This window comes from Pseudomonas sp. BW16M2, assembly GCF_014268865.1.
GTDB classification, from domain to species: Bacteria; Pseudomonadota; Gammaproteobacteria; order Pseudomonadales; family Pseudomonadaceae; genus Aquipseudomonas; species Aquipseudomonas peradeniyensis.
Genome location: NZ_JABWRI010000001.1, coordinates 445,415 through 471,681, shown reverse-complemented (window position 1 = coordinate 471,681; position 26,267 = coordinate 445,415). Strand labels below are relative to the sequence as shown.

Annotated in this window: 30 protein-coding genes; 18 read left to right on the top strand and 12 right to left on the bottom strand. The window is 64.5% G+C overall.

What is annotated here, in order from left to right:
- Positions 1-33: 33 nt before the first annotated feature.
- Positions 34-957 carry a choline ABC transporter substrate-binding protein gene (gene choX, locus HU735_RS02130; protein ID WP_186712224.1) on the bottom strand — a complete coding sequence of 308 codons (924 nt, stop codon included), beginning with the start codon at positions 955-957 and terminating at the stop codon, positions 34-36.
- Positions 958-971: 14 nt separating this feature from the next.
- Entirely contained in the window at positions 972-2,489 is a 1,518-nt protein-coding gene (gene betC, locus HU735_RS02125; protein ID WP_186712223.1) for a choline-sulfatase, read from the bottom strand.
- Positions 2,490-2,598: 109 nt separating this feature from the next.
- Here betC and HU735_RS02120 point away from each other — a divergent pair, with 109 nt between their 5' ends.
- Both HU735_RS02120 and HU735_RS02115 read left to right on the top strand, forming a co-directional pair.
- On the top strand, positions 2,599-3,507 hold the full coding sequence (locus HU735_RS02120; protein WP_186712222.1) for a LysR family transcriptional regulator: 909 nt from the start codon (positions 2,599-2,601) through the stop codon (positions 3,505-3,507).
- Between the two features lie 38 nt (positions 3,508-3,545).
- Positions 3,546-3,878: a DOPA 4,5-dioxygenase family protein gene (locus HU735_RS02115; RefSeq protein ID WP_028688720.1), complete on the top strand. Its 333-nt coding sequence runs from the start codon at positions 3,546-3,548 to the stop codon at positions 3,876-3,878.
- Positions 3,879-3,976: 98 nt separating this feature from the next.
- On the opposite strand, the gene trpA is transcribed toward HU735_RS02115, so the two are convergent.
- Entirely contained in the window at positions 3,977-4,786 is an 810-nt protein-coding gene (gene trpA / locus HU735_RS02110; protein WP_186712221.1) for a tryptophan synthase subunit alpha, read from the bottom strand.
- Entirely contained in the window at positions 4,783-6,000 is a 1,218-nt protein-coding gene (trpB, locus tag HU735_RS02105) for a tryptophan synthase subunit beta (RefSeq protein WP_011531493.1), read from the bottom strand. The genes trpA and trpB overlap by 4 nt, the downstream gene beginning before the upstream one ends.
- Positions 6,001-6,110: 110 nt before the next feature.
- Here trpB and HU735_RS02100 point away from each other — a divergent pair, with 110 nt between their 5' ends.
- Complete coding sequence (locus HU735_RS02100) at positions 6,111-7,007, top strand: LysR family transcriptional regulator (protein WP_186712220.1); 897 nt, start codon at positions 6,111-6,113, stop codon at positions 7,005-7,007.
- Here the strand turns inward: HU735_RS02100 and HU735_RS02095 are convergent.
- Positions 7,004-7,327 (bottom strand): DUF883 family protein, encoded by a 324-nt coding sequence (locus tag HU735_RS02095; protein ID WP_186712219.1) that lies wholly within the window; start codon positions 7,325-7,327, stop codon positions 7,004-7,006. The two genes, HU735_RS02100 and HU735_RS02095, sit on opposite strands and share 4 nt — an antisense overlap.
- Positions 7,328-7,477: 150 nt before the next feature.
- Here HU735_RS02095 and HU735_RS02090 point away from each other — a divergent pair, with 150 nt between their 5' ends.
- Complete coding sequence (locus HU735_RS02090) at positions 7,478-7,693, top strand: dodecin (RefSeq protein ID WP_011531496.1); 216 nt, start codon at positions 7,478-7,480, stop codon at positions 7,691-7,693.
- A 102-nt stretch (positions 7,694-7,795) separates the two neighbouring features.
- The gene (locus HU735_RS02085; RefSeq protein ID WP_110736077.1) at positions 7,796-8,017 is read left to right on the top strand and encodes a DUF1161 domain-containing protein; all 222 of its coding nucleotides are present in this window, start codon (positions 7,796-7,798) and stop codon (positions 8,015-8,017) included.
- 72 nt (positions 8,018-8,089) lie between these two features.
- Here the strand turns inward: HU735_RS02085 and HU735_RS02080 are convergent, their stop codons facing one another.
- Positions 8,090-9,094: an LLM class flavin-dependent oxidoreductase gene (locus HU735_RS02080; protein WP_186712218.1), complete on the bottom strand. Its 1,005-nt coding sequence runs from the start codon at positions 9,092-9,094 to the stop codon at positions 8,090-8,092.
- A gap of 166 nt (positions 9,095-9,260) precedes the next feature.
- Here HU735_RS02080 and HU735_RS02075 point away from each other — a divergent pair, with 166 nt between their 5' ends.
- Positions 9,261-9,494, top strand: coding sequence for a DUF1161 domain-containing protein (locus HU735_RS02075; RefSeq protein WP_186712217.1), 234 nt, complete (start codon positions 9,261-9,263; stop codon positions 9,492-9,494).
- Between the two features lie 40 nt (positions 9,495-9,534).
- Here HU735_RS02075 and HU735_RS02070 read toward each other — a convergent pair whose 3' ends face one another.
- Complete coding sequence (locus HU735_RS02070; protein WP_186712216.1) at positions 9,535-9,948, bottom strand: hypothetical protein; 414 nt, start codon at positions 9,946-9,948, stop codon at positions 9,535-9,537.
- Between the two features lie 55 nt (positions 9,949-10,003).
- The gene (locus HU735_RS02065; RefSeq protein WP_186712215.1) at positions 10,004-10,423 is read right to left on the bottom strand and encodes a hypothetical protein; all 420 of its coding nucleotides are present in this window, start codon (positions 10,421-10,423) and stop codon (positions 10,004-10,006) included.
- Between the two features lie 88 nt (positions 10,424-10,511).
- Here HU735_RS02065 and HU735_RS02060 point away from each other — a divergent pair, with 88 nt between their 5' ends.
- Positions 10,512-11,642 (top strand): aminopeptidase, encoded by a 1,131-nt coding sequence (locus tag HU735_RS02060; protein ID WP_186712214.1) that lies wholly within the window; start codon positions 10,512-10,514, stop codon positions 11,640-11,642.
- 2 nt (positions 11,643-11,644) lie between these two features.
- Here the strand turns inward: HU735_RS02060 and HU735_RS02055 are convergent, their stop codons facing one another.
- Both HU735_RS02055 and HU735_RS02050 read right to left on the bottom strand, forming a co-directional pair.
- Positions 11,645-12,292: an HAD family hydrolase gene (locus HU735_RS02055; protein ID WP_186712213.1), complete on the bottom strand. Its 648-nt coding sequence runs from the start codon at positions 12,290-12,292 to the stop codon at positions 11,645-11,647.
- Between the two features lie 102 nt (positions 12,293-12,394).
- Positions 12,395-12,943: a gamma carbonic anhydrase family protein gene (locus tag HU735_RS02050; protein ID WP_186712212.1), complete on the bottom strand. Its 549-nt coding sequence runs from the start codon at positions 12,941-12,943 to the stop codon at positions 12,395-12,397.
- Between the two features lie 102 nt (positions 12,944-13,045).
- Here HU735_RS02050 and prlC point away from each other — a divergent pair, with 102 nt between their 5' ends.
- From prlC to HU735_RS02025, 5 genes are all read left to right on the top strand, one after another.
- A complete protein-coding gene (gene prlC / locus HU735_RS02045; RefSeq protein ID WP_346655344.1) occupies positions 13,046-15,097 on the top strand; it encodes an oligopeptidase A in 2,052 nt (683 codons plus the stop codon).
- Positions 15,094-15,375, top strand: coding sequence for a YheV family putative zinc ribbon protein (locus tag HU735_RS02040; RefSeq protein WP_050703177.1), 282 nt, complete (start codon positions 15,094-15,096; stop codon positions 15,373-15,375). The genes prlC and HU735_RS02040 overlap by 4 nt, the downstream gene beginning before the upstream one ends.
- A gap of 108 nt (positions 15,376-15,483) precedes the next feature.
- The gene (locus tag HU735_RS02035; RefSeq protein WP_186712327.1) at positions 15,484-16,542 is read left to right on the top strand and encodes a PA0069 family radical SAM protein; all 1,059 of its coding nucleotides are present in this window, start codon (positions 15,484-15,486) and stop codon (positions 16,540-16,542) included.
- A gap of 297 nt (positions 16,543-16,839) precedes the next feature.
- Positions 16,840-17,559: a carbonic anhydrase gene (locus HU735_RS02030; RefSeq protein WP_050703179.1), complete on the top strand. Its 720-nt coding sequence runs from the start codon at positions 16,840-16,842 to the stop codon at positions 17,557-17,559.
- A gap of 191 nt (positions 17,560-17,750) precedes the next feature.
- Positions 17,751-19,283, top strand: a complete 1,533-nt coding sequence (locus HU735_RS02025) for a SulP family inorganic anion transporter (protein WP_186712210.1) — start codon at positions 17,751-17,753, stop codon at positions 19,281-19,283.
- A gap of 99 nt (positions 19,284-19,382) precedes the next feature.
- Here HU735_RS02025 and HU735_RS02020 read toward each other — a convergent pair whose 3' ends face one another.
- Entirely contained in the window at positions 19,383-20,024 is a 642-nt protein-coding gene (locus tag HU735_RS02020) for a hypothetical protein (protein WP_186712209.1), read from the bottom strand.
- Positions 20,025-20,405: 381 nt separating this feature from the next.
- Here HU735_RS02020 and coxB point away from each other — a divergent pair, with 381 nt between their 5' ends.
- The 4 genes from coxB to HU735_RS02000 are packed head-to-tail and all read left to right on the top strand — an operon-like array spanning position 20,406 to position 24,626.
- Positions 20,406-21,533, top strand: coding sequence for a cytochrome c oxidase subunit II (gene coxB, locus HU735_RS02015; RefSeq protein WP_186712208.1), 1,128 nt, complete (start codon positions 20,406-20,408; stop codon positions 21,531-21,533).
- A 31-nt stretch (positions 21,534-21,564) separates the two neighbouring features.
- Positions 21,565-23,154, top strand: coding sequence for a cytochrome c oxidase subunit I (ctaD, locus tag HU735_RS02010; RefSeq protein ID WP_050703182.1), 1,590 nt, complete (start codon positions 21,565-21,567; stop codon positions 23,152-23,154).
- 10 nt (positions 23,155-23,164) lie between these two features.
- Positions 23,165-23,722 carry a cytochrome c oxidase assembly protein gene (locus tag HU735_RS02005; RefSeq protein WP_050703183.1) on the top strand — a complete coding sequence of 186 codons (558 nt, stop codon included), beginning with the start codon at positions 23,165-23,167 and terminating at the stop codon, positions 23,720-23,722.
- A 16-nt stretch (positions 23,723-23,738) separates the two neighbouring features.
- Positions 23,739-24,626 (top strand): cytochrome c oxidase subunit 3, encoded by an 888-nt coding sequence (locus tag HU735_RS02000; protein WP_050703184.1) that lies wholly within the window; start codon positions 23,739-23,741, stop codon positions 24,624-24,626.
- Positions 24,627-24,710: 84 nt separating this feature from the next.
- On the opposite strand, the gene HU735_RS01995 is transcribed toward HU735_RS02000, so the two are convergent.
- Positions 24,711-24,914: a twin transmembrane helix small protein gene (locus HU735_RS01995; RefSeq protein ID WP_023628968.1), complete on the bottom strand. Its 204-nt coding sequence runs from the start codon at positions 24,912-24,914 to the stop codon at positions 24,711-24,713.
- A gap of 63 nt (positions 24,915-24,977) precedes the next feature.
- Here HU735_RS01995 and HU735_RS01990 point away from each other — a divergent pair, with 63 nt between their 5' ends.
- The gene (locus HU735_RS01990) at positions 24,978-25,721 is read left to right on the top strand and encodes an SURF1 family protein (protein ID WP_186712207.1); all 744 of its coding nucleotides are present in this window, start codon (positions 24,978-24,980) and stop codon (positions 25,719-25,721) included.
- Positions 25,687-26,265, top strand: a complete 579-nt coding sequence (locus HU735_RS01985) for a hypothetical protein (protein ID WP_050703186.1) — start codon at positions 25,687-25,689, stop codon at positions 26,263-26,265. The genes HU735_RS01990 and HU735_RS01985 overlap by 35 nt, the downstream gene beginning before the upstream one ends.
- Positions 26,266-26,267 lie beyond the last annotated feature (2 nt).

Here is a 26,267-nt window from a genome sequence, read left to right as displayed (position 1 = left end):
GCAAAGCGGCCCCAGCAGCCTAACAGACAAAAATCAGAGTTTGGCTTTGACCGTTTCTGCTGCATCCCCACCAGCTTTGGTGGTCACCCCTGCAAGCCAGGCATCCAGCACCTGTGGATGAGCCTTCACCCACCCCCTGGCCGCTTCATCGAAGCTCACCTTCTTATCCACAACCTCGGCCATGATGCTGTTCTCCATGTCCAGCGTGAACGTCAGGTTGCCCAGCAGCTTCGCCGCATTCGGGCACGCCTGTGGATATCCCTTGCGGGTCAGCGTGTACACATCGCCTTTGCTGCCAAACCATTTTTCGCCCCCCGTGAGGTAATGCATCTTCAACTTCACGTTCATCGGGTGCGGAGTCCAGCCCAGGAAGGTGATGAACTGCTGCTTCTTCACCGCCCGATCCACCTGGGCCAGCATCGCCTGTTCGCTGGACTCGACCAGCTTCCACTGCCCAAGCGCGAAGTCGTTCTTGTCGATGATCTCCTTCAGCGACAGATTGGCCGGTGCGCCGGAGCCGATGCCGTAGAGCTTCTTGTCGAACCTGTCGGCGTACTTGTGCAGGTCGGCGAAGTCCTTCACGCCGGCCTCCCAGACATAATCGGGTACCGCCAGGGTGAATTCGGTGCCCTCCAGGTTGCGCGCCAGCTGTTGCACGTCGCCATTGGCGATGAACTTGTCATGAAAGCCCTGCTGCGCCGGCATCCAGTTGCCGAGGAAGGCATCCACCCGGCCATCCTTCAGGCCGCCGTAGATGATCGGCACGGCCAGGCTGTCGATCTTCACCTGGTAGCCCAGGCTTTCCAGGAGCAGGCGGGCCACGGCATTGGTGCTGGCGATATCGCTCCAGCCAGGGTCGGCCAGTTTCACGGTGCTGCATTGCGCGTCGCCGTCGGCGGCGTGGGCCGTGCCCAGGCTCAGGGCCAGGGCGAGCACGGCGGTGGAGAACTTCTGCATGGCGGCCTCTCTTCTCAATCCAGGGGTGCGGGCTGTGGATAACGTGCCTTGCGCTCGAGGTCGTCGAGATCGATGTGGTTGCGCATGTACTGTTGGCTGGCGTCCACCAGGGGTTGGTGGTCCCAGCTTTTCAGCGTGCCGATGGACAGCGCTTCGGCCACCAGGCGGCGGCGGCGCTGGCTGGCCAGCACCTGCTGGCGCAGGCTGGGGATATCCCAGCGCAGTTTCGCTTCATCGACAAATGCCTGCAGCAGCGCCTGGTGGTCGGGGCTGCCGGTGAGGTTCTCCCGCTCGTGCGGGTCGCGGCTCAGGTCGTAGAGTAAACAGGGGTCGTCCTCGCTGTACACGAACTTGTAGGCGCCACGGCGGATCATCATCAGCGGGCCGACGGTACCTTCGGCCATGTATTCGCCGATCACCTCGTCATGACCGCCCTGCCCTTGCAGGTGGCCGAGCAGTGAGCGGCCGTCCAGGTGCAGGTCTTTATCCACAGCGCCGCCGGCCAGTTCGACAAGCGTCGGCAGCAGGTCGCAGGTGGAAACGCTGGCGCTGATGCGCGCAGGTTTGAAGTGCTTGGGTGCGTGGATCAGCAGCGGTACCCGCGCCGACATCTCGAACCAGTGCATCTTGTACCAGAGCCCGCGCTCGCCAAGCATGTCGCCATGGTCGCCGGAGAAGACGATCAGGGTGTCGTCGGCCAGGCCGCAGTCTTCCAGCGTCTGCACAAGCAGGCCGATATTGTCGTCGATGTAGCTGCAGGCACCGAAGTAGGCGCGGCGGGCATCGCGGATCTTGTCCACGGGTAGCGGCTTGTCCCACAGGTCGTAGACCTTGAGCAGGCGTTGCGAGTGCGGGTCTTGCTGGCTCTGGGCGATCATGTCGCGGGGCTGCGGGATATCCACAGCCTCGTAGAGATCCCAGTAGCGTTTGGGGATGGTGTACGGGTCGTGGGGGTGGGTCATCGACACGGTCAGGCAGAAAGGCCGGCCATCGTCTTCGCGCACATGGTCGTAGAGGTACTGGCGTGCCTTGAACACCACCTCTTCATCGAAATCCAGCTGGTTGGTGCGCACGCACGGCCCGGCCTGCAGCACCGAGGACATGTTGTGGTACCAGCTCGGGCGCTGGTCAGGCGCGTCCCAGTTCACCGCCCAGCCGTAGTCGGCCGGGTAGATGTCGCTGGTCAGGCGTTCTTCGTAGCCGTGCAGCTGGTCCGGGCCGCAGAAGTGCATCTTGCCCGACAGCGCGGTGCGGTAGCCGAGGCGGCGCAGGTAGTGGGCGTAAGTCGGAATGTCGGCGGGGAAGTCGGCGGCGTTGTCGTAGGCGCCGATGCGGCTGGGCAACTGGCCGCTGACCAGGGTGAAGCGCGAGGGGGCGCACAGCGGGCTGTTGCAGTAGGCGGAGTCGAACACCACGGCCTGCTCGGCGAGGCGCGCCAGGTTGGACATCCTGATCGGCGATGGGGTGTAGATCGGCAACAGCGGCGCGGCCATCTGGTCGGCCATGATGAACAGGATGTTGGGTTGCTTCATGGTGCCCTTCCATCGTCGAGAGTTATGGTGAACGCTTGCAATCCAGCATGGTGCTGTGGATAACGTGGGTAAAGCCCATGCCGGGCAATGACTGGGATTAGCCAAGCTTATGTTTGAGCACCTTGCCGACCTGTCCCTCGATGCCTTGCGCGTGTTCGAGGCCGCCGCACGTCTGCGCGGTTTTACCGCTGCCGCCGTGGAGCTGGGCACCACGCAGCCGGCGGTGAGCCAGCAGGTGAAGCGCCTGGAGGCGCAGTTGGGAACGCGGTTGTTCGACCGTATCTACCGGGGTATCGAGCTGACCGAAGCGGGCCAGCTGCTGTTCGAACAGGTGCATCAAGGGTTGCAGGCCATGGACGATGGTGTTGCCTTGGCCAGCGGGCGTGGTCAGCGCGAGGTGTTGCAGGTGGCCACTGACTTCGCGTTTGCCGCGTTCTGGTTGATGCCGCGTCTGCAGCGTTTCCACGAGGCTTATCCACAGGTGGATGTAAGCCTGGTGACCGGCGAGCGCAGCCAGGGGATGCTGCGCCCGGACATCGATGTGGCGGTGCTGTTTGGCGATGGGCGCTTCCATCAGGGCGAGAGTCGCTGGTTGTTCGACGAGGAGGTCTTCCCAGTCTGCAGCCCACGGCTGACTCATGGCAAACCCTTGTCAGCCGTGGCTTTGCAACGATTGCCTTTGCTTCATTTGAAGGGTGAGCAGGCCAGTCGCTGGTTCGATTGGGCGGGGGTATTTCGTGGTCTTGGTGTGGACAGTCCCCCTCCGTCAGGGCAGCTGCGGTTTGATAACTACACGCTGCTGATCCAGGCCGCGATTGCCGGGCAAGGGGTGGCGATTGGCTGGGCGCACCTGGTTGATGGGCTGGTCGAGCAAGGGTTGTTGTGTCGGCCTATGGAAGGCAGTTTGCGGTCGGAGCGCGGGTATTACGTGGTGCTGCCGCCGCGCAAACGGCGCGGGGCGCTGATCCAGCGGTTCGTGGATTGGCTGGAGAAGGCCGCTCCTACAGGGATGGCGTAGACTTCAAGATGTTCGTATTACTGTAATCAGGAGCCATCGTGCAAAGGATCAAGGGCTATCACGCCCACGTGTACTACGACGCATCGACCATGGAACAGGCCCGTGAGCTGTGCGAGGAAGCAACGCGGCTGTTTCCCGTGACCATGGGACGCATGCATCAGAAACCGGTCGGGCCGCACCCGGACTGGAGCTGTCAGCTGGCCTTCGGGCCGGAGGTGGTGGGTGTGGTATTGCCGTGGCTGGCGCTGTATCGCAAGGGGCTGGTGGTGTTCCTGCACCCGGAAACTGGCGATGAGCTGGCGGATCATCGCGATCATGCGATCTGGATGGGGGCGATCAGGCCGTTGGATCTGTCGATATTTGGTGCTTGATGCAACGTGGGAGCGGGCTTGGCCCGCGACAGCGGCGGTGAGTCCACCATCGTTATCGCGGGGCAAGCCCGCTCCCACAAATACACCTGCTGCGCGGATCAGTTGCGGGCAGCGCGCACGCCTTCGGCCAGCGCCGAGCACAGGCTCAGCACATCCTTCACCGCCTGGCCGGCATCCTTGGCCTGGGCGATCTTGTCGACCAGCGCCGAACCGACCACCACGCCATCAGCCAGACGGGCAATGGCGGCGGCCTGTTCAGGCGTGCGGATACCAAAGCCAACGCTGATCGGCAGATCGGTATGCCGACGCAGGCGCGCAATGGCCTCGGTCACATGCTCGGTGGTCGCCGAACCCGCACCAGTCACACCCGCCACCGACACGTAGTAGACGAACCCGGAGCTGCGCTCCAGCACGCGCGGCAGGCGCGCATCGTCGGTGGTCGGGGTGGTCAGGCGGATGAAGTCGATGCCCGCGGCCTGGGCCGGGGTGGCCAGCTCGGCGTCGTGTTCCGGTGGCAGGTCGACGATGATCAGGCCATCGACGCCGGCTTCCTTCGCCTCGGCGACGAACTGCGCCACACCGAAGCGGTGGATCGGGTTGTAGTACCCCATCAGCACGATCGGCGTGGTCTGGTTATCCACACGGAATTCGCGAACCATCTGCAGGGTCTTGGCCAGGGTCTGACCGGCTTCCAGGGCGCGCAGGGTGGCGAGCTGGATGGCCACGCCGTCGGCCATCGGGTCGGTGAACGGCATGCCCAGCTCGATCACGTCGGCACCGGCGGCCGGCAGGCCCTTGAGGATCTCCAGCGAGGCATCGTAGCCCGGATCGCCGGCGGTGACGAAGGTGACCAGGGCGGAACGGCCTTCGGCCTTGAGTTCGGCGAAGCGTTGTTCGAGACGGCTCATGCCTGTTTCTCCTGGGCGGCCATGTGGTTCATCACGGTTTGCATGTCCTTGTCGCCGCGACCGGACAGGCAGATCACCATCAGGTGGTCCTTGGGCAGTTTCGGCGCGCGCTTGATCGCCTCGGCCAGGGCGTGGGAGCTTTCCAGCGCCGGGATGATGCCCTCCAGGCGGCAGGTGGCGTGGAAGGCGTCCAGGGCCTCGTCGTCGGTGATACTGACGTACTCTACGCGCTTCACTTCGTGCAGGTAGGCGTGCTCCGGGCCGATGCCGGGGTAGTCCAGGCCTGCTGAGATCGAGTGGGCGTCGGTGATCTGGCCGTCGTCGTCCTGCAGCAGGTAGGTGCGGTTGCCGTGCAGCACGCCCGGTACGCCGCCGTTGAGGCTGGCCGCGTGCTTGTCGGTGTGCACGCCGTGGCCGCCGGCTTCGACGCCGATGATCTGTACGCTGGCATCATCGAGGAAGTCGTGGAACAGGCCCATGGCGTTGGAGCCGCCGCCGACACAGGCGATCAGGCTGTCGGGCAGGCGCCCTTCCTTCTCCTGCAGCTGGGCACGGGTTTCCTTGCCGATGATCGACTGGAAGTCGCGGACCATCGCCGGGTACGGGTGCGGGCCTGCCACGGTGCCGATCAGGTAGAAGGTGTCCTCGACGTTGGTGACCCAGTCGCGCAGGGCCTCGTTCATGGCGTCCTTGAGGGTGCCGGTGCCGGCGGTCACCGGGACGATCTCGGCGCCCAGCAGCTTCATGCGGAACACGTTGGCCTGTTGGCGCTCGATGTCGGTGGCGCCCATGTAGATCACGCAAGGCAGGCCGAAGCGCGCGGCGACGGTGGCGGTGGCCACGCCGTGCATGCCGGCGCCGGTCTCGGCGATCAGACGTTTCTTGCCCATGCGCTTGGCCAGCAGCACCTGGCCGATGCAGTTGTTCACCTTGTGCGCGCCGGTGTGGTTGAGCTCTTCACGCTTGAAGAAAATCTTCGCGCCGCCGCAGTGCTCGGTCAGGCGCTCGGCGAAGTACAGCGGGTTGGGGCGGCCGATGTAGTCGCGCTGGAAGTAGGCCAGTTCTTCGAGGAACTTGGGGTCGGCCTTGGCGGCTTCGTATTCACGGGCCAGGTCCAGCACCAGGGGCATCAGGGTTTCGGCCACGTAGCGGCCGCCGAACGAGCCGAACAGGCCGTTGGCATCGGGGCCGGCGCGGTATTGGGTCTGGGTCATGGGGCGCTCCAGGGCGTAATGGATGAGTGATGGGCTTTACTCTAACCACGACGCGGCCGGCTGAAAACCGATAAGATTGCGCAAACCTGTCAGGAAAACTCACAAGTAAAATGGCCCAGGACCTTCCCCCCCTCAACGCCCTGCGGGCCTTCGAGGCGACCGCCCGGTTGAACAGTGTCAGCCAGGCTGCCGAGGCACTTCACGTTACCCATGGCGCCGTCAGCCGACAGATCAAGGTGCTCGAGGAGCATCTGGGCGTGGCCCTGTTCGCGAAGGACGGGCGTGGCGTCAAACTCACAGATGCCGGGGTGCGCCTGCGTGATGCCAGCTTCGAGGCGTTCGACCGCTTGCGCAGTGTCTGCGCCGAGCTTTCCCGCGATGCCGACGAAGCGCCCTTCGTGCTCGGCTGTTCCGGCAGCCTGCTGGCGCGCTGGTTCATCCCGCGCCTGGGGCGCTTGAAGGCCGACCTGCCGGAACTGCGCCTGCACTTGTCCGCTGGCGAAGGCGATCTCGATCCCCGCCGCCCGGGGCTGGATGCCCTGCTGGTCTATGCCGAACCGCCTTGGCCGGCAGACATGCAGGTGCATGTGCTCGCCCAAGAGCGGATCGGTCCGGTGATGAGCCCGCACTTCGAAGGCTTCGATCGTTTGAAAGCCGCGCCAGCCGTGGCTTTGCAACGAGAGGCGGTGTTGCACACGACCTCGCGGCCACAGGCCTGGCCGACCTGGGCGCAGCAGCATGGCATCGAGTCCGGCGCGCTGAGTTACGGCCAGGCATTCGAGCATTTGTACTACCTGCTGGAGGCGGCGGTGGCCGGCCTTGGCGTGGCCATCGCGCCACAGCCGCTGGTGGCGGACGACCTGGAGGCCGGGCGGCTGGCTGCGCCATGGGGCTTCTCCCCGACCCGCGCCGCGTTGGCCCTGTGGGTGCCCCGGCGCGCCGCGGATGGGCGCGCCGAGCAGCTGGCGCAATGGCTGCGCCGAGAGCTGCAGCAGCAGGTCGGTTAGTTACGCCGGCACATCAGGTAGGCAGCCAGCAGGCCGAGGGCGCCGACTGCCACGCCCGCGGTGGTCCAAGGGTGTTCCTGGGCATAGTCGCGGGTGGCGACACCAGTCTGGCGAGTGCGGGTCTTCACTTCCTCGTAGGCGTCACCGAGCAGACTGCGCGAATGCCTGAGGGCGTTCTCGGCATTGCCGCGCAGCGCCTTCATGGTCTTGTGCGACTCCTCCGAGGCATCGTGCTTGAGGTGCTCCAGCGTCTTGAGCAGGCTCTCGATCTCGGCTTCCATGCTTTCCAGGGAGGCTTGGCGCAGGGAATTGCGTGGCATGTTGACTCTCCTTCGCGGTATGGGCTGTAAGAAGTGCGACTGCGCGGCGGTGGGAAAGTGCAGTCGAACTTTCTCCTGCGGCGATCGCTCGCAGGTAAACCGGGCTTGCGCTGCTAGGCTCAACGGACTACCCAACCAAGGAGAGCACTCATGTCGGATCATCACACCTACAAGAAGATCGAGCTGGTCGGATCCTCCCCCACCAGCATCGAAGAAGCGATCAACAATGCCCTGGCTGAGGCCGGCAAGAGCATCAAGCACCTGGAATGGTTCGAGGTGGTCGATACCCGCGGACATATCCGCGACAACAAGGCCGCGCACTTCCAGGTGACGCTGAAAGTGGGCTTCCGCATCGCCAACAGCTGAAACGAAGCTGGGCTAGGCTTGCCCGGCCTGATCGGGTAATAAGGTTGCAGGGCGCGAGCTTCGCGCCCTTTTCGTCTTTGATCTGTACAAGGAAAGCGATCGATGAAGAAGTTGATTCTGGCCGTGGGGCTGATGGCGTTGGCCGGTGGCGCGCTGGCGGCGGGCAAGCCGTGCGAGGAGCTCAAGGCGGAGATTGCGGCGAAGCTGGATGCCAAGGGTGTGAAGGGCTATACGCTGGAGATCGTCAACAAGGGCGATCCAGCGGGCAAGGTGGTCGGCACCTGCGAGGGCGGGACCAAGGAGATTGTCTACCGCCGCGGTTGACTGGCCCTATCGCGGGGCAAGCCCGCTCCCACGGAACGTATCCTGTGAGAACGGGCTTGCCCCGCGATGGCCTTAATCGGCCTTCAGGGCCTGCGCCATCAGCTCATAGGACCTGATCCGGTCGGCATGCTCATACAGATCGCTGGTGAAGATCAGCTCATCCGCCCCGGTCTGTTCCAGCAGCACCTCCACCTTCGCCCGCACCTTCTGCGGGCTGCCGATCATCGCCAGGCCCAGGAAGCTGCTCACCGCATCGCGCTCATGGGGCAGCCACAGCCCATTCATGCTTTCGACCGGCGGGCGCTGCATCAGGCTCTGGCCACGGATCAGCGCAAGGATGCGCTGGTACACCGATGTCGCCAGGTACTCGGCCTTTTCGTCGGTCTCGGCCACCACCATCGGGATGCCGAGCATCACGTAGGGCTTGTCCAGCGTGGTGGACGGCTTGAAATGGTCGCGGTAGATGCGGATCGCCTCGTGCATGTAGCGCGGCGCGAAGTGCGAGGCGAAGGCGTAGGGCATGCCGCGCATGCCGGCCAGCTGGGCGCTGAACAGGCTGGAACCGAGCAGCCACATCGGCACCTCGGTGTCATGGCCGGGCACGGCGATCACTTTTTGATCATCTGTACGCGGCCCAAGGTAACGCGACAGTTCCTCGACATCGTCGGGGAAGTCGTCGGCACTGCCGGAGCGTTCACGGCGCAGGGCGCGGGCGGTCATCTGGTCGGAGCCCGGAGCGCGCCCCAGGCCCAGGTCGATACGCCCCGGGTACAGGCTGGCCAGGGTGCCGAACTGCTCGGCGATCACCAGCGGCGCATGGTTGGGCAGCATCACCCCGCCGGAGCCGATGCGGATGGTCGAGGTGCCGCCGGCCAGGTAGCCGATCAGCACGGAGGTGGCCGAACTGGCGATGCCGTCCATGTTGTGGTGTTCGGCGACCCAGAAGCGGTTGTAGCCGAAGCGCTCGACGTGCCGGGCCAGGTCCAGCGAGTTGCGCAGCGACTGCGCCGGGCCGCCATCGGCGCGCACAGGCACCAGGTCGAGGGTGGAAATCTTCAGGTCTCGCAGGTGCGTCATTGGAGCCTCCGCATCAGGTGGTTGGCCAAGGGCCTTTGAACCTCTGTATGGGCACTTTCGAAGGATTCAATGGGCGAAGGGCTTTTGCAGGGCGGCGCAACGGCGGCGGTTTCCTGTAGTCTAAACAGCGTTGGCAGCGAGTCTGCCCTGTTTCAGGAGCCGTTCCATGATCCGCGTAGCAATGGGTGTGCTGGTTTCCCTGCTGGCCACCGCCGCACTGGCCGCGCCCAAGCCGTGCGAGGAACTGAAGGCCGAGATCGAAGCGAAGATCCAGGCGCGCGGGGTGACCTCCTACACGCTGGAAATCGTGCCTAACAGCGAAGTCCGGGACCAGAACATGGTCGTCGGTAGCTGCGAGGGCGGCACGAAGAAGATCATCTACCAGAAGAACGACAGGTAAGTCTCGAAACCGGGGGCCGCCAGGCGGCCCCATGGTGCGCTCAAGGAATGCAGGTCACGTTGCTCGGCTCGTTGACCACCACCTTGCGGTCGGCATCGTACAGCAGCACCTGCGGCTGCATCGCCGGGGCCCGCGCCTCCAGGCGATAACGCTGGCCGGCCTTGAAGTCGTTGTAGCGTACGGTGAGGTAGCAGGTTCGCTCGGTAGGGTCGGTGCTGAAACCGCCGGAATAGATCTCGTAGTCGAAGCGCACCACCAGCTCATGCTTGCCGGGCGTCACCTGGAAGTAGCGGCCGTCGTCCAGGCGCTGGCCGTCCAGACGGTCGGCCATGATGGTTCTGCCGGGGGTGATGGTGTAGAGATCGACCCAGGCCTTGCCTGGGTCTACGGGCGGCAAGGGGCTGGCGCACGCCCCCAGTGCACTGAGGGCCATCAGCATCATGGGCTGGCGCATGGTGAAACTCCCGCTCGCGGTTCACAGGTTACAAGCATAGCGCCGTTCGCGGGGTTCAGGTGCGCTGGCAGCCTGCCGGCTCGCCCTGGCCGATCAATTTCTGCTGCTGGTCGTAGAGCTTGATCCAGGGGCGGAAACCGATGCTGCCCGCCTGCATCTGGTAGCGCTGCCCGGCGGTGAAGTTCTTGTAGCTGAGATTGAGCTGGCAGTCGCGCCATAGCGGCTCGTCCACCGGGCCGATATTGCTGGGCGTCACGGCGAACTGGTAGCGCACGGTCAGCTCGTGATTGCCGGGCTGCACCTGGAAATAGCGGGTGTCGGCCCAGTCGCGCTCATCGACCTGCAGGGCGTGCAGCGAGTCGTTGTCTCCGGGGGCCAGGTCGATCCAGGCCTGGTTTGGGTCGGCGCGGGGCAGGAAGGAGGCACAACCGGACAACAGCACGAGCGTGCCGGCGGCAAACAGCAGAGTACGCATGGCGAAGCTTCCCCTTGGCGAGATAGTCTTGGTCGCATTCGGCCGACGAGCGAGATAGACAGCCTCGATGTTTGGACTTTTTCTTTTCATGCGCTGCAGCCGTCGGGTTCTCGACCGCGTTTTCACCCGGTTGGTTCCCGTGGCGCTGGGCGTCCTGCTGAGCGGTTGCTCCAGCGTGGGCTATTACGGCCAGTTGGCTGAAGGCCAGTGGCAGCTGTTGCGGGCGCGCCAGCCGGTGGACCGGGTGATCGAGGATCCGGCCACCAGCCCGGTGTTGCGCCAGCGCCTGTTGTTCGCCGAAAAGGCCCGGGTGTTCGCCAGCACGCAGTTGAAGTTGCCGGACAACGGCAGTTACCGGGTCTACGCCGACCTGGGTCGACCGTATGTGGTGTGGAATGTGTTTGCCACCCCTGAATTGTCGTTGCAACCGGTGACCCATTGCTTCCCCATCGCCGGCTGCGTGGCCTATCGAGGGTATTACCGGCAGGGCGCGGCCCGCGGCGCGGCGGCATTGATGCGCCAGGAAGGCCTGGATGTCTATGTGGGAGGTGTGGAGGCTTACTCCACCCTGGGCTGGTTCGACGACCCGATCCTGTCGACCATGGCCGGCTGGGGCGATGAGCGTCTGGCCACGGTGATCTTTCATGAGCTGGCCCATCAGCGCTTCTACGTGCAGGACGATACCGAGTTCAACGAGTCGTTCGCCTCGTTCGTCGAACAGGAGGGCACGCGGCAATGGCGTGCCGCGCGTGGGTTGGCAGCCATCGAGGAGGCTGGCGCCAGGCAACGCGAGCAGTTCACCCGCTTGGTACTGGCCAGTCGCGAGCGGTTGCAGGTGATTTATACCGGGCCGCTGGATGAGGTGGGCAAGCGGGTGGCCAAGCAGGCCGAGTTCGAGCGGTTGCGCCGGGAATACCGCGAGGTACGGGATCGGGACTGGGGCGGGGATCGGCGGTTCGATGCCTGGATCTTTGCGCCGTTGAACAATGCCAAGCTGCTGCCTTTTGGGCTTTATGACCAGTGGGTTCCGGCGTTTTCGCAGTTGTTCAAGGATGTTGGTGGGGATTGGCTGCGGTTTTACCAGCGAGTCGAAGAATTGGGTCAGATGCCCATTGATAGGCGCAAGGCACAGTTGGAGCGTCTGATGCCATCGCGGGGCAAGCCCGCTCCCACGCTGGCATCTGATCATGGCGTGGGAGCGGGCTTGCCCCGCGAATGAGGTCAGCGCGTAAAGGCCTGGTGCAACTCAGCCAGCGTCTCGAAATGGAACGCAGGCGCCTCGCCCTCGAGTTCCTCCCGGCTACCGAACCCATATCCCACCGCTAGCGCCTGTAACCCATTGCTGCGTGCACCGATCAGGTCATGCTTGCGGTCGCCGATCATCAGTGTCTGCGCCGGGTCCAGCCCTTCTTCGTCCAGCAGGTGGCGAATCAGCTCGACCTTGTTGGTGCGGGTGCCGTCCAGCTCGCTGCCGTAGATCACCTTGAAGTGCTGGTCGAACTCGAAATGCCGGGCGATCTCGCGGGCATACACCCATGGCTTGGAAGTGGCGATATACAGGGTGCGGCCCTGGCCGTTGAGCGCCTGCAGCAACTGCGGCACGCCGTCGAACACCAGGTTCTCGTAAAGCCCGGTGACCTTGAAGCGCTCGCGGTAGAAGTTCACCGCGTCCCAGGCCTTGGCCTCGTCGAAGCCATAGAACTGCATGAAGGCCTGCAACAGGGGTGGGCCGATGAAGTGCTCGAGGCGGGTCAGGTCCGGCTCGTCGATGCCCAGCTTGGCCAGGGCGTACTGGATCGAGCGGGTGATCCCTGAGCGCGGGTCGGTCAGGGTGCCGTCGAGGTCGAAAAGGATGTTCTGCTGGTGCATGTAGTGGGTTCCGCTCAAATTCTGGGTCGACTGCTTCGCGGGTAAACCCGCTCCCACAGGCTGCGCACAGGCTCTGTGGGAGCGGGTTTACCCGCGATGGGGTCATTCCGGTTGGTCGTAGCCTTCGGCCAGGTGCTGGTCCTTGAGCTTCACGTAGTTGCCGGCGCTGTAGGGGAAGAACGCGTGTTCCTGTTCGCTCAGCAGGCGCACCTGCTTCACTGGGCTGCCCATGTACAGGTAGCCGCTGACCAGGCGCTTGCCCGGCGGCACCAGGCTGCCGGCGCCGATGATCACCTCGTCCTCGACGATGGCGCCGTCCATGAGGGTGCTGCCCATGCCGACCAGGATGCGGTTGCCCAGGGTACAGCCATGCAGCATGACTTTGTGACCGATGGTCACCTCGTCACCGATGATCAGCGGAAAACCGTCAGGGTTGAACGGCCCGGCGTGGGTGATGTGCAGCACGCTGCCGTCCTGCACGCTGGTGCGCGCGCCGATACGGATGCGGTGCATGTCGCCGCGTACCACGGTCAGCGGCCAGATCGAGCTGTCCTCGCCGATCTCGACGTCGCCGATGACCACCGCCGAGCGGTCGACGAAGGCCCGTGCTCCCACTTTCGGCGTGTGTTGCTGGAAGGTCCGGAGGGCCATGATAGTGTTCCTCTGCAATGCCGATAGGCAGGCTGCCTGCTGCGGTCGGCGTCGATTGTAATTAAGATGGTCCCGTGTTTCTCCTGCCAAGGTACCCGAACCGTGAGTGCGAACAACCCGCTGCTGCAGTCCCATGATCTGCCGCCCTTCTCGGCAATCCGCGCCGAGCATGTGCTGCCGGCGATCGAGCAGATCCTCGCCGACAACCGCAAGGCCATCGCCGAGATCCTCGAAAAGCAGGGCAAGAACCCAACCTGGGCCGGCCTGGTGCTGGCCATGGACGAACTCAACGACCGCCTGGGCGCCGCCTGGAGCCCGGTCAGCCACCTCAATGCGGTGTGCAACAGCCAGGAACTGCGCGAGGCCTACGAGTCGTGCCTGCCGGCCCTGAGCGCCTATTCCACCGAACTGGGCCAGAACCGTGCCCTGTTCGAAGCCTATGAAGCCCTGGCCGCCAGCCCCGAGGCCGCCGGCTTCGACGTGGCGCAGAAGACCATCATCGACCACGCCCTGCGCGACTTCCGCCTGTCGGGCATCGACCTGCCGGCCGACAAGCAGCAGCGCTACGCCGAAGTGCAGAGCAAGCTCAGCGAGTTGGGCAGCCGCTTCTCCAACCAGTTGCTCGACGCCACCCAGGCCTGGACCAAGCACGTCACCGACGAGGCCGCCCTCGCCGGCCTGACCGATTCGGCCAAGGCGCAGATGGCCGCCGCCGCCCAGGCCAAGGGCCTCGACGGCTGGCTGATCACCCTGGAATTCCCCAGCTACTACGCGGTGATGACCTACGCCGACGACCGCGCCCTGCGCGAAGAGCTGTACGCCGCCTACTGCACCCGCGCCTCCGACCAGGGCCCGAACGCCGGCCAGTTCGACAACGGCCCGGTGATGGAAGAAATCCTCGACCTGCGCCAGGAGCTGGCCAAGCTGCTGGGCTACCCGAACTTCGCCGAGCTGAGCCTGGCCACCAAGATGGCTGAGTCCAGCGACCAGGTGCTGAGCTTCCTGCGTGACCTGGCCAAGCGATCCAAGCCGTTCGCCGCCCAGGACCTGGAGCAGCTCAAGGCCTACGCCGCCGAGCAGGGCACCCCTGAGCTGGCCAGCTGGGACGCCGGCTACTTCGGCGAGAAGCTGCGCGAACAGCGCTACAGCGTGTCGCAGGAAGCCCTGCGTGCCTACTTCCCGATCGACAAGGTGCTGTCCGGCCTGTTCGCCATCGTCCAGCGCCTGTACGGCATCGAGATCGCCGAGCTCAAGGGCTTCGACAGCTGGCACCCGGACGTGCGCCTGTTCGAGATCAAGGAAAACGGCCAGCACGTCGGCCGTTTCTTCTTCGACCTCTATGCCCGTGCCAACAAGCGAGGCGGCGCCTGGATGGACGGTGCCCGCGATCACCGCCGCACCGCCGCGGGCTCGCTGCAGAGCCCGGTGGCCAACCTGGTGTGCAACTTCACCCCGGCCACGCCCGGCAAGCCTGCGCTGCTGACCCACGACGAAGTCACCACCTTGTTCCACGAGTTCGGCCATGGCCTGCACCACCTGCTGACCCGCATCGAGCATGCCGGCGTGTCCGGCATCAACGGCGTGGCTTGGGACGCGGTGGAACTGCCCAGCCAGTTCATGGAAAACTGGTGCTGGGAGCCGGAAGGCCTGGCGTTGATCTCCGGCCATTACGAAACCGGCGAGCCCCTGCCCCAGGACTTGCTGGACAAGATGCTGGCCGCGAAGAACTTCCAGTCCGGCATGATGATGGTGCGCCAGCTGGAGTTCTCGCTGTTCGACTTCGAGCTGCACGCCACCCACGGCGACGGCCGCAGCGTGCTGCAGGTGCTCGAAGGCGTGCGCGACGAGGTCTCGGTGATGCGCCCGCCGGCGTACAACCGCTTCCCCAACAGCTTCGCGCACATCTTCGCCGGCGGTTACGCGGCGGGTTACTACAGTTACAAGTGGGCCGAAGTGCTGTCGGCCGACGCCTTCTCGCGCTTCGAGGAAGAAGGTGTGTTGAACGCCGAGACCGGCCGTGCCTTCCGCGAAGCCATCCTGGCCCGTGGCGGTTCCCGCGAACCGATAGTGCTGTTCGTCGACTTCCGAGGCCGTGAGCCTTCCATCGATGCATTGCTGCGCCACAGTGGCCTCACCGAGGACGCGGCGGCATGAGCGAGGTAGCCGTGAGCAAGAGCAAGCGACGTTTCATCGCCGGGGCGGTATGCCCGGCGTGCAGTGAGATGGACAAGCTGATGATGTGGAACGAGGACGGCGTGCCGCACCGCGAGTGCGTGGCCTGTGGGTTCACCGACACCCTGAACGAACAGGGCCTGTCGGTACCCTCGGAGCTGGGCACACGGGTCAACCACCTGGCGCCCAAGGCGGCGCCGGCCAAGGTGCAGACCGTGCAGTTCTTCCCCAATCCGAAGCTGAAGAAGCCGCAGGATTGAAGGTGGATCACGCGGCATGCGTGGGAGCGGGCTTGCCCCGCGATAATCGGTTGTAGCTATCCAGCTGAACCAGGATTACTGTATATAAATACAGTAATCCGGGTTCTCATCATGAAACCAGTCCCCATTCGTGGCCGCGGCACCGCCGACAATCCCCACAACCGCTTCGCCCCGAGCGTTTCAGTAGCCGAGGACGATGGCTGGTACCAGGAAGTCCCACTCACCCAGGGCACCGAGGTGCGGATCGAGACGGCCAAGACCATCATCGCCCGCAACACCTCCCCCGACCTGCCCTTCGACCGTTCCATCAACCCCTACCGCGGTTGCGAGCACGGCTGCATCTATTGCTATGCCCGCGCCAGCCACGCCTACTGGGACCTCTCTCCCGGCCTCGATTTCGAAACCAGGCTGATCGCCAAGACCAATGCCGCCGAGGTACTTGAACAGCAATTGAGCAAGCCCGGTTACGTCTGTGCGCCAATCAACCTGGGTTCCAACACCGACCCCTACCAGCCCATCGAGCGTGAGCACCAGCTCACCCGACGCCTGCTCGAAGTGCTGCTGCGCTACCGCCACCCGGTGACTATCGTCACCAAGGGCTCGCTGATACTGCGCGACCTTGATCTGATCAGCGAACTGGCCAGTCGACGCCTGGTGCGGGTGATGATCAGCCTCACCACCCTCGACGATGAGCTCAAGCGCACCCTCGAACCCCGCGCGGCCGCCCCCAAGGCGCGTTTGCGGGCGATCCGCGTACTGCGCGAGGCCGGCGTTCCGGTGGGCGTGCTGTGTTCGCCGATGATCCCGATGATCAACGACAGCGAGCTGGAGCACCTGCTGGAGGCGGCGAAGGAGGCCGGCGCGCAGAGCGCGGCGTACATGATGCTGCGCCTGCCGCTGGAGGTGGCGCCGTTGTTCGAGCAGTGGCTGCACGATCATTACCCGCAGCGGGCCGCGCATGTGCTGAGCCTGATCCGCCAGAGCCGGGGGGGCGAGTTGTATGACAGCCGTTTCGGCGCCCGGATGCGCGGCGAGGGAGTGTTCGCCGAGCTGTTGGCCCAGCGCTTTCGCAAGGCGGCCAGGCGGCTGGGGTTCGAGGGGCGTGAGGAACTGCAGCTCGATTGCACCGCCTTCTGCGTCCCGGGCGCACAGATGGCGTTGTTCTAGCAGCGTAATTTCTCGGATCAGGAGCTATAAGTACAACTAAGACAACCCAACAATTTCACTCATGAAGCTTGGCATCTGATGCTTTTTTGCTATTATCCAGCACTCCCCTCGCCCATCTAGAACGCCCGTTCTAGAGCCTGCGCAATTAAGTTTCAGTTAAGTTTCCTACGCTAGCGTGAGTCATGAGTCAGCAGTGACTGTGATTATTTACCCGTGCGCGTCATCTAAATCCCCGCGTCACCCCAATCTTTCCCCGGTAACATGGAATTCACTTTCAAACCGTCAAGAGGATGAATCATGCCCGTCAAGGACCCATCCAAGGTTGTCCCGGCCGCACCCGCCGAAAGCGCCGATGCCGCCCTCAAGCATATCGTCGACGGCTTCCTGCGGTTCCACACCGAAGTCTTCCCCGAGCAGCAAGAGCTGTTCAAGAAACTGGCCACCGCGCAGAAGCCGCGCGCCATGTTCATCACCTGCGCCGACTCGCGCATCGTGCCTGAACTGATCACCCAGAGCTCGCCGGGCGACCTGTTCGTCACCCGTAACGTCGGCAACGTCGTGCCGCCGTATGGCCAGATGAACGGCGGTGTGTCGAGCGCCATCGAATACGCGGTGCTGGCCCTGGGCGTGCATCACATCATCGTTTGCGGCCACTCCGACTGCGGCGCCATGCGCGCGGTGCTCAACCCGCACTCGTTGGACAAGATGCCGACTGTCGCGGCCTGGCTGCGCCACGCCGAGGTGGCGCGTACCGTGGTCGAAGACAATTGCTCCTGCGACACCCCGCACGAAAGCATGCAGTTGGTGACCAAGGAAAACGTCATCGCCCAGCTGCACCACCTGCGCACCCACCCATCGGTGGCCTCGCGCCTGGCTGCGGGCCAGTTGCACATCCATGGCTGGCTGTATGACATCGAGACCAGCCAGATCGAAGCCTACGACGCCGCCAGCGATCGCTTCCTGCCGCTGACCGCAGGTCAGCCGATCCCCTCTGCCACACCGAGAGGCCGCTACTAAGCGACCCGAACACGCTGAAAAAGCCTTGATTGCCGGCTGCACCCGATGGGTGCGGCGCGGCCTTCGCCTGCCTTGAATCTCCCTGAATGCCTTGCCGGCAGACCCGCTGGCGGCCTGCGCCTGCGCGTCATTCAGGGTTCCCCGTGCTAGCGGCCAGCGGAATGGCCGTGAATCGACAAAGGAGCTACATGGTGAACATGACACAGATAAAGGCGGCCCTGCCGCGCGAGTTGCTGGCTTCGGTGGTGGTTTTCCTGGTCGCCCTGCCGTTGTGCATGGGCATTGCCATCGCCTCGGGCATGCCACCGGCCAAAGGACTGATCACCGGGATCATCGGCGGTATCGTGGTGGGCTTTCTCGCCGGCTCGCCTTTGCAGGTCAGCGGCCCGGCGGCGGGGCTGGCGGTGCTGGTGTTCGAACTGGTGCGCCAGCATGGCATGGCCATGCTCGGGCCGATCCTGTTGCTGGCCGGTCTGCTGCAACTGCTGGCCGGGCGCCTGCGGCTGGGCTGTTGGTTCCGGGTCACGGCGCCGGCGGTGGTGTACGGCATGCTCGCCGGGATCGGCGTGCTGATCGTGTTGTCCCAGGTGCATGTGATGTTCGATACGGCGCCACAGCCCTCGGGCGTGGACAACCTGCTGGGCTTCCCGGCGACGCTGGCTTCGGCCCTGCCGCTGGAAAGCGCGGGCAACGGCTGGCAGGCCGGCGCGCTTGGGCTGGGCACGATCGCCATCATGTGGGGCTGGGAGCGCCTGCGCCCGCAGCGCCTGCGCTTTATTCCCGGCGCCCTGCTCGGGGTGGCGGCGATGACCGCTGTCAGCCTGTGGCTGGCGCTGCCGGTCAACCGCGTTCAGGTGCCGGCCGATCTGTCCGAAGCCATCGACTGGCTGCGTCCGGATGACCTGCTCAAGTTGGCCGACCCGACCCTGCTGGTGGCGGCCTTCGCCCTGGCCTTCATCGCCAGCGCCGAGACCTTGCTGTCCGCCGCCGCCGTCGACCGCATGCACAGCGGCCAGCGTTCGGACTTCGACCGTGAGCTGTCGGCGCAGGGCATCGGCAACATGCTCTGCGGGGTGCTCGGTGCGCTGCCGATGACCGGGGTGATCGTGCGCAGCTCGGCCAACGTCCAGGCCGGCGCGCAGACACGGGCCTCGGCGATCTTCCATGGGCTCTGGCTGCTGGCCTTCGTGGTGGCGCTGAGCAGCGTGTTGCAGCAGATACCTGTGGCCAGCCTGGCCGGGGTGTTGGTCTATACCGGGGTCAAGTTGGTGGACTTCAAGGCGTTCCGTGGGCTGGGCCGTTATGGGCGGATGCCGATGTTCACCTATGCGGCGACTGCATTGGCGATCATCTTCACCGACCTGTTGACCGGCGTGCTGCTGGGCTTTGCCCTGACCCTGCTGAAGCTGGCGCTGAAGGCGGCGCGGTTGAAGATCAACCTGGTGACGTCGGGTACGCCGGGGCACATGGAACTGCGCCTGAGCGGCGCGGCGACCTTCCTCAAGGTGCCGGCGCTGACCCAGGTGCTGGATACCGTGCCGGAGGGAACGACATTGCATGTGCCGCTGGGCAACCTGAGCTATATCGACCATTCCTGCCTGGAACTGCTGGAGGACTGGGGGCGCAGTGGCGCGGCCAAGGGCTCGCGGCTGGTGCTGGAGCAGCGGCGTTTGAAGCGGCGGGTCGAGGGACGGTTGCGGACTACGGCGGGGGTTGGGGCTTAGCGTAAGTCTATAGCGACCTATCGCGGGGCAAGCCCGCTCCCACGATGATCGAGCTCGTGGGAGCGGGCTTGCCCCGCGATAGGGTCGGATCAGGTCAATTCAGGCTGACTGCCCCAACTCCACACCAAGTTGGCGCGAAAGGCACGGCCAGCGTTTCCACGCAGCACCAGTTGCCGGGCTCGACAGCTTGTCGCGGTAGGCTTCCACCGACTCGGCGGCGAAACTCTCGTCATCGAGCATCTCATCCACCGAATGATGCACCACCTCATCCAGCTGGTTGGCAAACGTCTCGCCGATCAGCTGATGGGCGATCAGGTTGGCGACCGTGGTATCCACCGGAATCAGCGGTTGCTGGAAATGGCGGATATACAGGTCGTTGACCTCCTCGACCAGGCGATGCGCCAGGTAGGCCTCGTCCAGCAGGCAGTCCAGCCCGACCTGCCCCGCCATCACGCTCGGTGGCTGCAGGAAGTAGGCCTCGGCAATCTTCAGTACCGGCTTGATCTGCGTCTCGATGCCTGCTTCGAGCGCCACGTTGTGCGCGGCCTCGAGCAGTTCCGGAACCTCGTTGATGTAGGCGCCGACAAAGCGCGCCAAGGTACCCTGGGCATCCTGCTCAGGCAGTTGGATCGACGGATGCAGGTGTGGCAGTTGCAGTTCGAGGCGGGCTTTCAGTTGGCCTGTGCGGCTCTCATGTTGATGGGCGTTTTCGATCTGCTCGCGTACAGCAGCGATGTTCATGACAACTCCAGGGACATGGCGTTACAAACGGAAGACACTAAGTTAGCTTGCTTACGAGAATCGCTAAGACGCATTTGTTATATCGCTGAGATACGTGTAGGAAATTGGCTATATCAAAGTGCCATTATTGTGCCCCGGCCCAGTATTCATGCGGCTTTCAGCGCAAACGTTTGGTTACGTGAAGATCATTTCAAACCCTGCGTTGCGCACCATTGGTCGGTGTCTATACTCCGGGTGAAACGTGATTCGTTGATGAGGCCCGACTGCCTTAAGCAGGGGGCTCGGTCGTCGAAGCCAGGCAGTCTTGGCCACCGTTCCCCCCTTTGTCGTAGCAGGTCGTCCACGCCTCCGGGACTACAAGAACGATAAGGGGAACCCGCAATGATGCGACATCCACATGTCTGGATGGGCCTGTTGCTGTGGTCGGTTTTCGGTCAGGCACAGGCAGCATGGACGGTGAACATGGCGCCCGGGGCGACGGAAGTCTCCCACGCAGTGTTCGACCTGCACATGACCATCTTCTGGATCTGCGTGATCATCGGCATCGTGGTGTTCGGCGCGATGTTCTGGTCGATGGTCATCCACCGCCGCTCGACCGGGCAGCAGGCCGCGCACTTTCACGAGCACACCTGGGTCGAGATTCTCTGGACCGTGGTTCCCTTCCTGATCCTGGTAGTCATGGCCATCCCGGCCACCAAGACCCTGATCGACATCTACGACGCCAGCGACTCGGATATCGACATCCAGGTCACCGGCTACCAGTGGAAGTGGCACTACAAGTACCTGGGCCAGGACGTCGAGTTCTTCAGCAACCTGGCCACTCCCGCCGAGCAGATCCACAACAAATCGCCGAAGGATGAGCACTACCTGCTCGAGGTCGACCAGCCGCTGGTGCTGCCGGTGGGCGCCAAGGTGCGCTTCCTGGTGACCGCCGCCGACGTCATCCATTCCTGGTGGGTGCCGGCTTTCGCGGTCAAGCGCGACGCCATCCCCGGCTTCGTCAACGAGGCCTGGACCCGGGTCGAGAAGCCGGGCATCTACCGTGGCCAGTGCACCGAGCTGTGCGGCAAGGACCACGGCTTCATGCCGGTGGTGGTCGAGGTGAAGTCCAAGGCCGACTACGACACCTGGCTTGGCGAGCGCAAGGCCGAGGCGGCCAAGCTCAAGGAACTGACCAGCAAGGACTGGACCCTCGAAGAGCTGGTCGCCCGCGGCGACAAGGTCTACCACACCACCTGCGTGGCCTGTCACCAGGCCGAAGGCCAGGGCCTGCCGCCGATGTTCCCGGCGCTCAAGGGCTCGAAGATCGCCACCGGGCCCAAGGAAGCCCACCTGGGCATCGTCTTCCACGGCAAGCCCGGCACCGCCATGGCGGCGTTCGGCAAGCAACTCTCGGAAGTCGATATCGCCGCCGTGGTCACCTACGAGCGCAATGCCTGGGGCAACAACAAGGGCGACATGGTCACGCCGAAGGACGTGCTGGCGCTCAAGCAGGCGGAAAGCAAATGAACCGGTGCCTTAGGGTTGCAGGAGACAGGACATGAGTGCAGTGATCGACGACCACGCCCACGGTCATGAACACGCCCACGGCCCGGCCAAGGGCCTGATGCGCTGGGTGCTGACCACCAACCACAAGGACATCGGCACGATGTACCTGTGGTTCGCCTTCAGCATGTTCCTGCTCGGCGGCTCGTTCGCCATGGTGATCCGCGCCGAGCTGTTCCAGCCCGGGCTGCAGATCGTGGAGCCGGCGTTCTTCAACCAGATGACCACCATGCACGGGCTGATCATGGTGTTCGGCGCGGTGATGCCGGCCTTCGTCGGCCTGGCCAACTGGATGATCCCGCTGATGATCGGCGCGCCGGACATGGCCCTGCCGCGGATGAACAACTTCAGCTTCTGGCTGTTGCCGGCGGCGTTCCTGCTGCTGGTCTCGACCCTGTTCAGCCCCGGCGGCGGGCCGAATTTCGGCTGGACCTTCTACGCCCCGCTGTCGACCACCTACGCCCCGGCCAGCGTGACCTTCTTCATCTTCGCCATCCACCTGATGGGCATCAGCTCGATCATGGGCGCGATCAACGTGATCGCCACCATCCTCAACCTGCGCGCCCCGGGCATGACCCTGATGAAGATGCCGCTGTTCGTCTGGACCTGGCTGATCACCGCGTTCCTGCTGATCGCGGTGATGCCGGTGCTGGCCGGCGTGGTGACCATGATGCTGATGGACATCCATTTCGGCACCAGCTTCTTCAGCGCCGCCGGCGGTGGCGATCCGGTCTTGTTCCAGCACGTGTTCTGGTTCTTCGGTCACCCCGAGGTGTACATCATGATCCTGCCGGCCTTCGGCGCGGTCAGCTCGATCATCCCGGCGTTCTCGCGCAAGCCGCTGTTCGGCTACACCTCGATGGTCTACGCCACCGGGGCGATTGCCTTCCTGTCGTTCATCGTCTGGGCACACCACATGTTCGTGGTCGGCATCCCGGTGGTGGGCGAGCTGTTCTTCATGTACGCGACCATGCTGATCGCCGTGCCCACCGGGGTGAAGGTGTTCAACTGGGTCAGCACCATGTGGGAAGGCTCGCTGACCTTCGAGACACCGATGCTGTTCGCCATCGCCTTCGTCATCCTGTTCACCATCGGTGGTTTCTCCGGTTTGATGCTGGCTATTGCGCCGGCGGACTTCCAGTACCACGACACCTACTTCGTGGTCGCCCACTTCCACTACGTGCTGGTGCCCGGGGCGATTTTCGGCATCTTTGCCTCGGCCTACTACTGGCTGCCGAAGTGGACCGGCCACATGTACGACGAAACCCTCGGCAAGCTGCACTTCTGGCTGTCGTTCGTCGGCATGAACCTGGCTTTCTTCCCCATGCACTTCGTCGGCCTGGCCGGCATGCCGCGACGCATCCCGGACTACAACCTGCAGTTCGCCGACTTCAACATGGTCTCGTCGGTCGGTGCCTTCATGTTCGGCGCCACGCAGATCTTCTTCCTGTTCATCGTCATCAAGTGCATCCGCGGCGGCGCGCCGGCAGCGGCCAAGCCCTGGGACGGCGCCGAGGGCCTGGAGTGGTCGGTCCCGTCGCCGGCGCCCTACCACACCTTCCAGACCCCGCCGGAAGTGAAGTAGGAGCCCGCCCATGGACGGCCTGTCGCTCAAACGCCTGGTCAGCCGCCTGCTGATGCTGACCGTGGTGATGTTCGCCTTCGGTTTCGCCCTGGTGCCGATCTACGACGTGATGTGCAAGGCCTTCGGCATCAACGGCAAGACCGGCGGGCAATACGCGGGCACCCAGGTGAGCGACCCGTCGCGTTCGGTGCGGGTGCAGTTCATGTCCACCAACGCCGGTGACATGAGCTGGGAATTTCATTCCACCGCCGACCAGATCGAGGTCAACCCAGGCGCGGTGAACCAGATGATCTTCATCGCCCGCAACCCGACCAACCAGCCCATGAGTGCCCAGGCCATCCCCAGCATCACCCCGGCCGAGGCCGCGGCGTACTTCCACAAGACCGAGTGCTTCTGCTTCACCCAGCAGGTGCTGCAGCCGGGCGAGCGCATCGAAATGCCGGTGCGCTTCATCGTCGACCGCGACCTGCCGGAGTCGGTGAAGCACCTGACCCTGGCCTACACCCTGTTCGACATCACCGCTCGCCACCCGCCGGTCGCCCATGCCGCGACCGAGGCCGCCCGTTGAGGGAAGGAGATCAAGCATGGCAAGCCACGAGCACTACTACGTCCCGGCGCAGAGCAAGTGGCCGATCATCGCCACGATCGGCATGTTCATCACCGTGTTCGGCCTGGGCACCTGGTTCAACGACCTCAAGGCCGGCCACCCGGAATCCCACGGGCCACTGATCTTCTTCGTCGGCGGGCTGTTCCTGGCGTACATGCTGTTCGGCTGGTTCGGCGCGGTGATCAAGGAGAGCCATGCCGGGCTGTACAGCGCGCAGATGGACCGCTCGTTCCGCTGGGGCATGAGCTGGTTCATCTTCTCCGAGGTGATGTTCTTCCTGGCCTTCTTCGGCGCGCTGTTCTACGTGCGGGTGCTGGCCGGGCCATGGCTGGGGGGCGATGGAGCCAAGGGCGTGGCGCACATGCTGTGGCCCAACTTCGAGTTCGTCTGGCCGCTGCTGCACACGCCGGACCCGAAACTGTTCCCGCCACCGAAGGAAGTCATCGACCCGTGGCACCTGCCGCTGATCAACACCATCCTGCTGGTGAGCTCCAGCGTGACCGTGACCATCGCCCACCATGCCCTGCGCAAGGGCCATCGCGGTCCGCTGAAACTGTGGTTGGGGTTGACCATCTTGCTGGGACTGGGGTTTCTCGCGCTGCAGGCCTACGAGTACCACGAGGCCTACAACAAGCTGGGGTTGACCCTGGGCTCGGGGATCTATGGCGCGACGTTCTTCATGCTCACCGGCTTTCACGGCGCCCACGTGACGCTGGGGACACTGATCCTGTTCGTGATGTTCTGCCGGGTGATGCGCGGGCACTTCGAGCCGGACAAGCACTTCGGTTTCGAGGCGGCGAGCTGGTACTGGCACTTCGTGGATGTGGTGTGGGTGGGGTTGTTCATCTTTGTGTATGTGCTTTAGGGCCTTGCATCTCGTGGGAGCGGGCTTGCCCCGCGATTGCAATCGCGGGGCAAGCCCGCTCCCACGAGGAAAAGTTCAGTGATCTCAGAAGGGCGCGTGCGACACCAGTTGCCCGCTGATCAGCCCCCAGGCCACCAGCGCGATGGTCAGGGTGGCGAGGGCGACACGCACGGTAAGGGCCTTGAGCAGGCGGGTCGACTGGTCGTCGTCCTTGACCAGGAACACCAGGCCACTGAACAGGCTGGCGATGGTGGCCAGCAGCATCAGGACTATCGCGGCCTTGAGCATGGCGTAACTCCAGGGGGATGCGGTGATGGGTACAAGTATAGCGCTCGACCTGACGAGGCCCCGATGAAGCCGTTTCGCCCCGGCCTGCTGCCGACCCTGGTGGTGCTCGCGCTGCTGCCGGGGCTGATCGCGCTCGGCTGCTGGCAGTTGCGCCGCGCCGACGAAAAGCGCGACCTGCTCGCCGCCTACACCGAGCGCCAGATCGAGGCGCCGGTAGCTGTCGAACAGCTGCGCCAACTGCCGGCCCCGGCGTTCTACCCGGTGCACCTGTATGGCCGCTTCGACGCCGCGCACAGCCTGCTGCTGGACAACCAGATGCGCGACGGCAAGGCCGGCGTCGAGCTGCTGCAACCCTTCCACGACCAGGCCAGCGGGTTGTGGCTGTTGGTCAACCGCGGCTGGCTGCCCTGGCCCGATCGCCGGGTGCCGGTGCGTTTCGACACCCCGGACCAGGCCCTGGCGCTGGACGCCACGGTCTACGTGGCGCCGGGCAAGACCTTCCAGCTGCACCCGGACAACCCGGACGGCCGCTGGCCGCAACTGCTGACGGCAATCGACCCGGCCGGGCTCTGGCAGCAGTTGGGCCGCGAAGGCTTCGCCCAGGAACTGCGCCTGCAGCCCGGCCCGGCCGCCTACCGCCTGGACTGGCCGGTGGTCGCCATGGGCCCGGAAAAGCACCAGGGCTACGCCGTGCAGTGGTTCGCCCTGGCCACCACGCTGGTGCTGCTCTACCTGTATTTCGGCTGGCATCACAACGACAAGGAGAACCACCATGGCCGCCGCCACGAGTCCACTGGACGTGCCTGACCGCCGCAAGCCGCGGGGTCGTCTGCAACTGTTGCTGATCCTGTTCGTCGTGCTCGGGCCGATGATCCTTGCCACCTTCATGTACAAGCTCAAGTTCTGGGTGCCGGAGGGGCGCAGCTATCACGGCGTGATGATCGGCAACGGCGAGGGCCGCGCGGACATCGGCATCGATGCCCGGGACGAGCGCTGGCAGCTGCTGGTCAGCGCCCCCGAGGCCTGCGCCGAGGAGTGCCGGCAACTGGTGTACCTGGCCCGGCAGATCCAGGTCGGCCTGGGCCGCGACGCCAGCCGTGCCAGCCATGCCCTGGCGGCGGCCCAGCCACTGGCTGCCGACTACCAGGCACTGCTGGGCCGCGAATACCCGCAGTTGCAGCGCTACCCGCTGGACGCCCAACGCTATGTGCAGAAGGTCGGCGAAGTGGGCCCGCAGCTGTGGATCGTCGACCCCCACGGCAACCTGGTGCTGCGCTACGACGCCAAGGTCAACGGCAAGCATGTGCTGGACGACCTGCGCCACCTGCTCAAGCTGTCCAACATCGGCTAGGA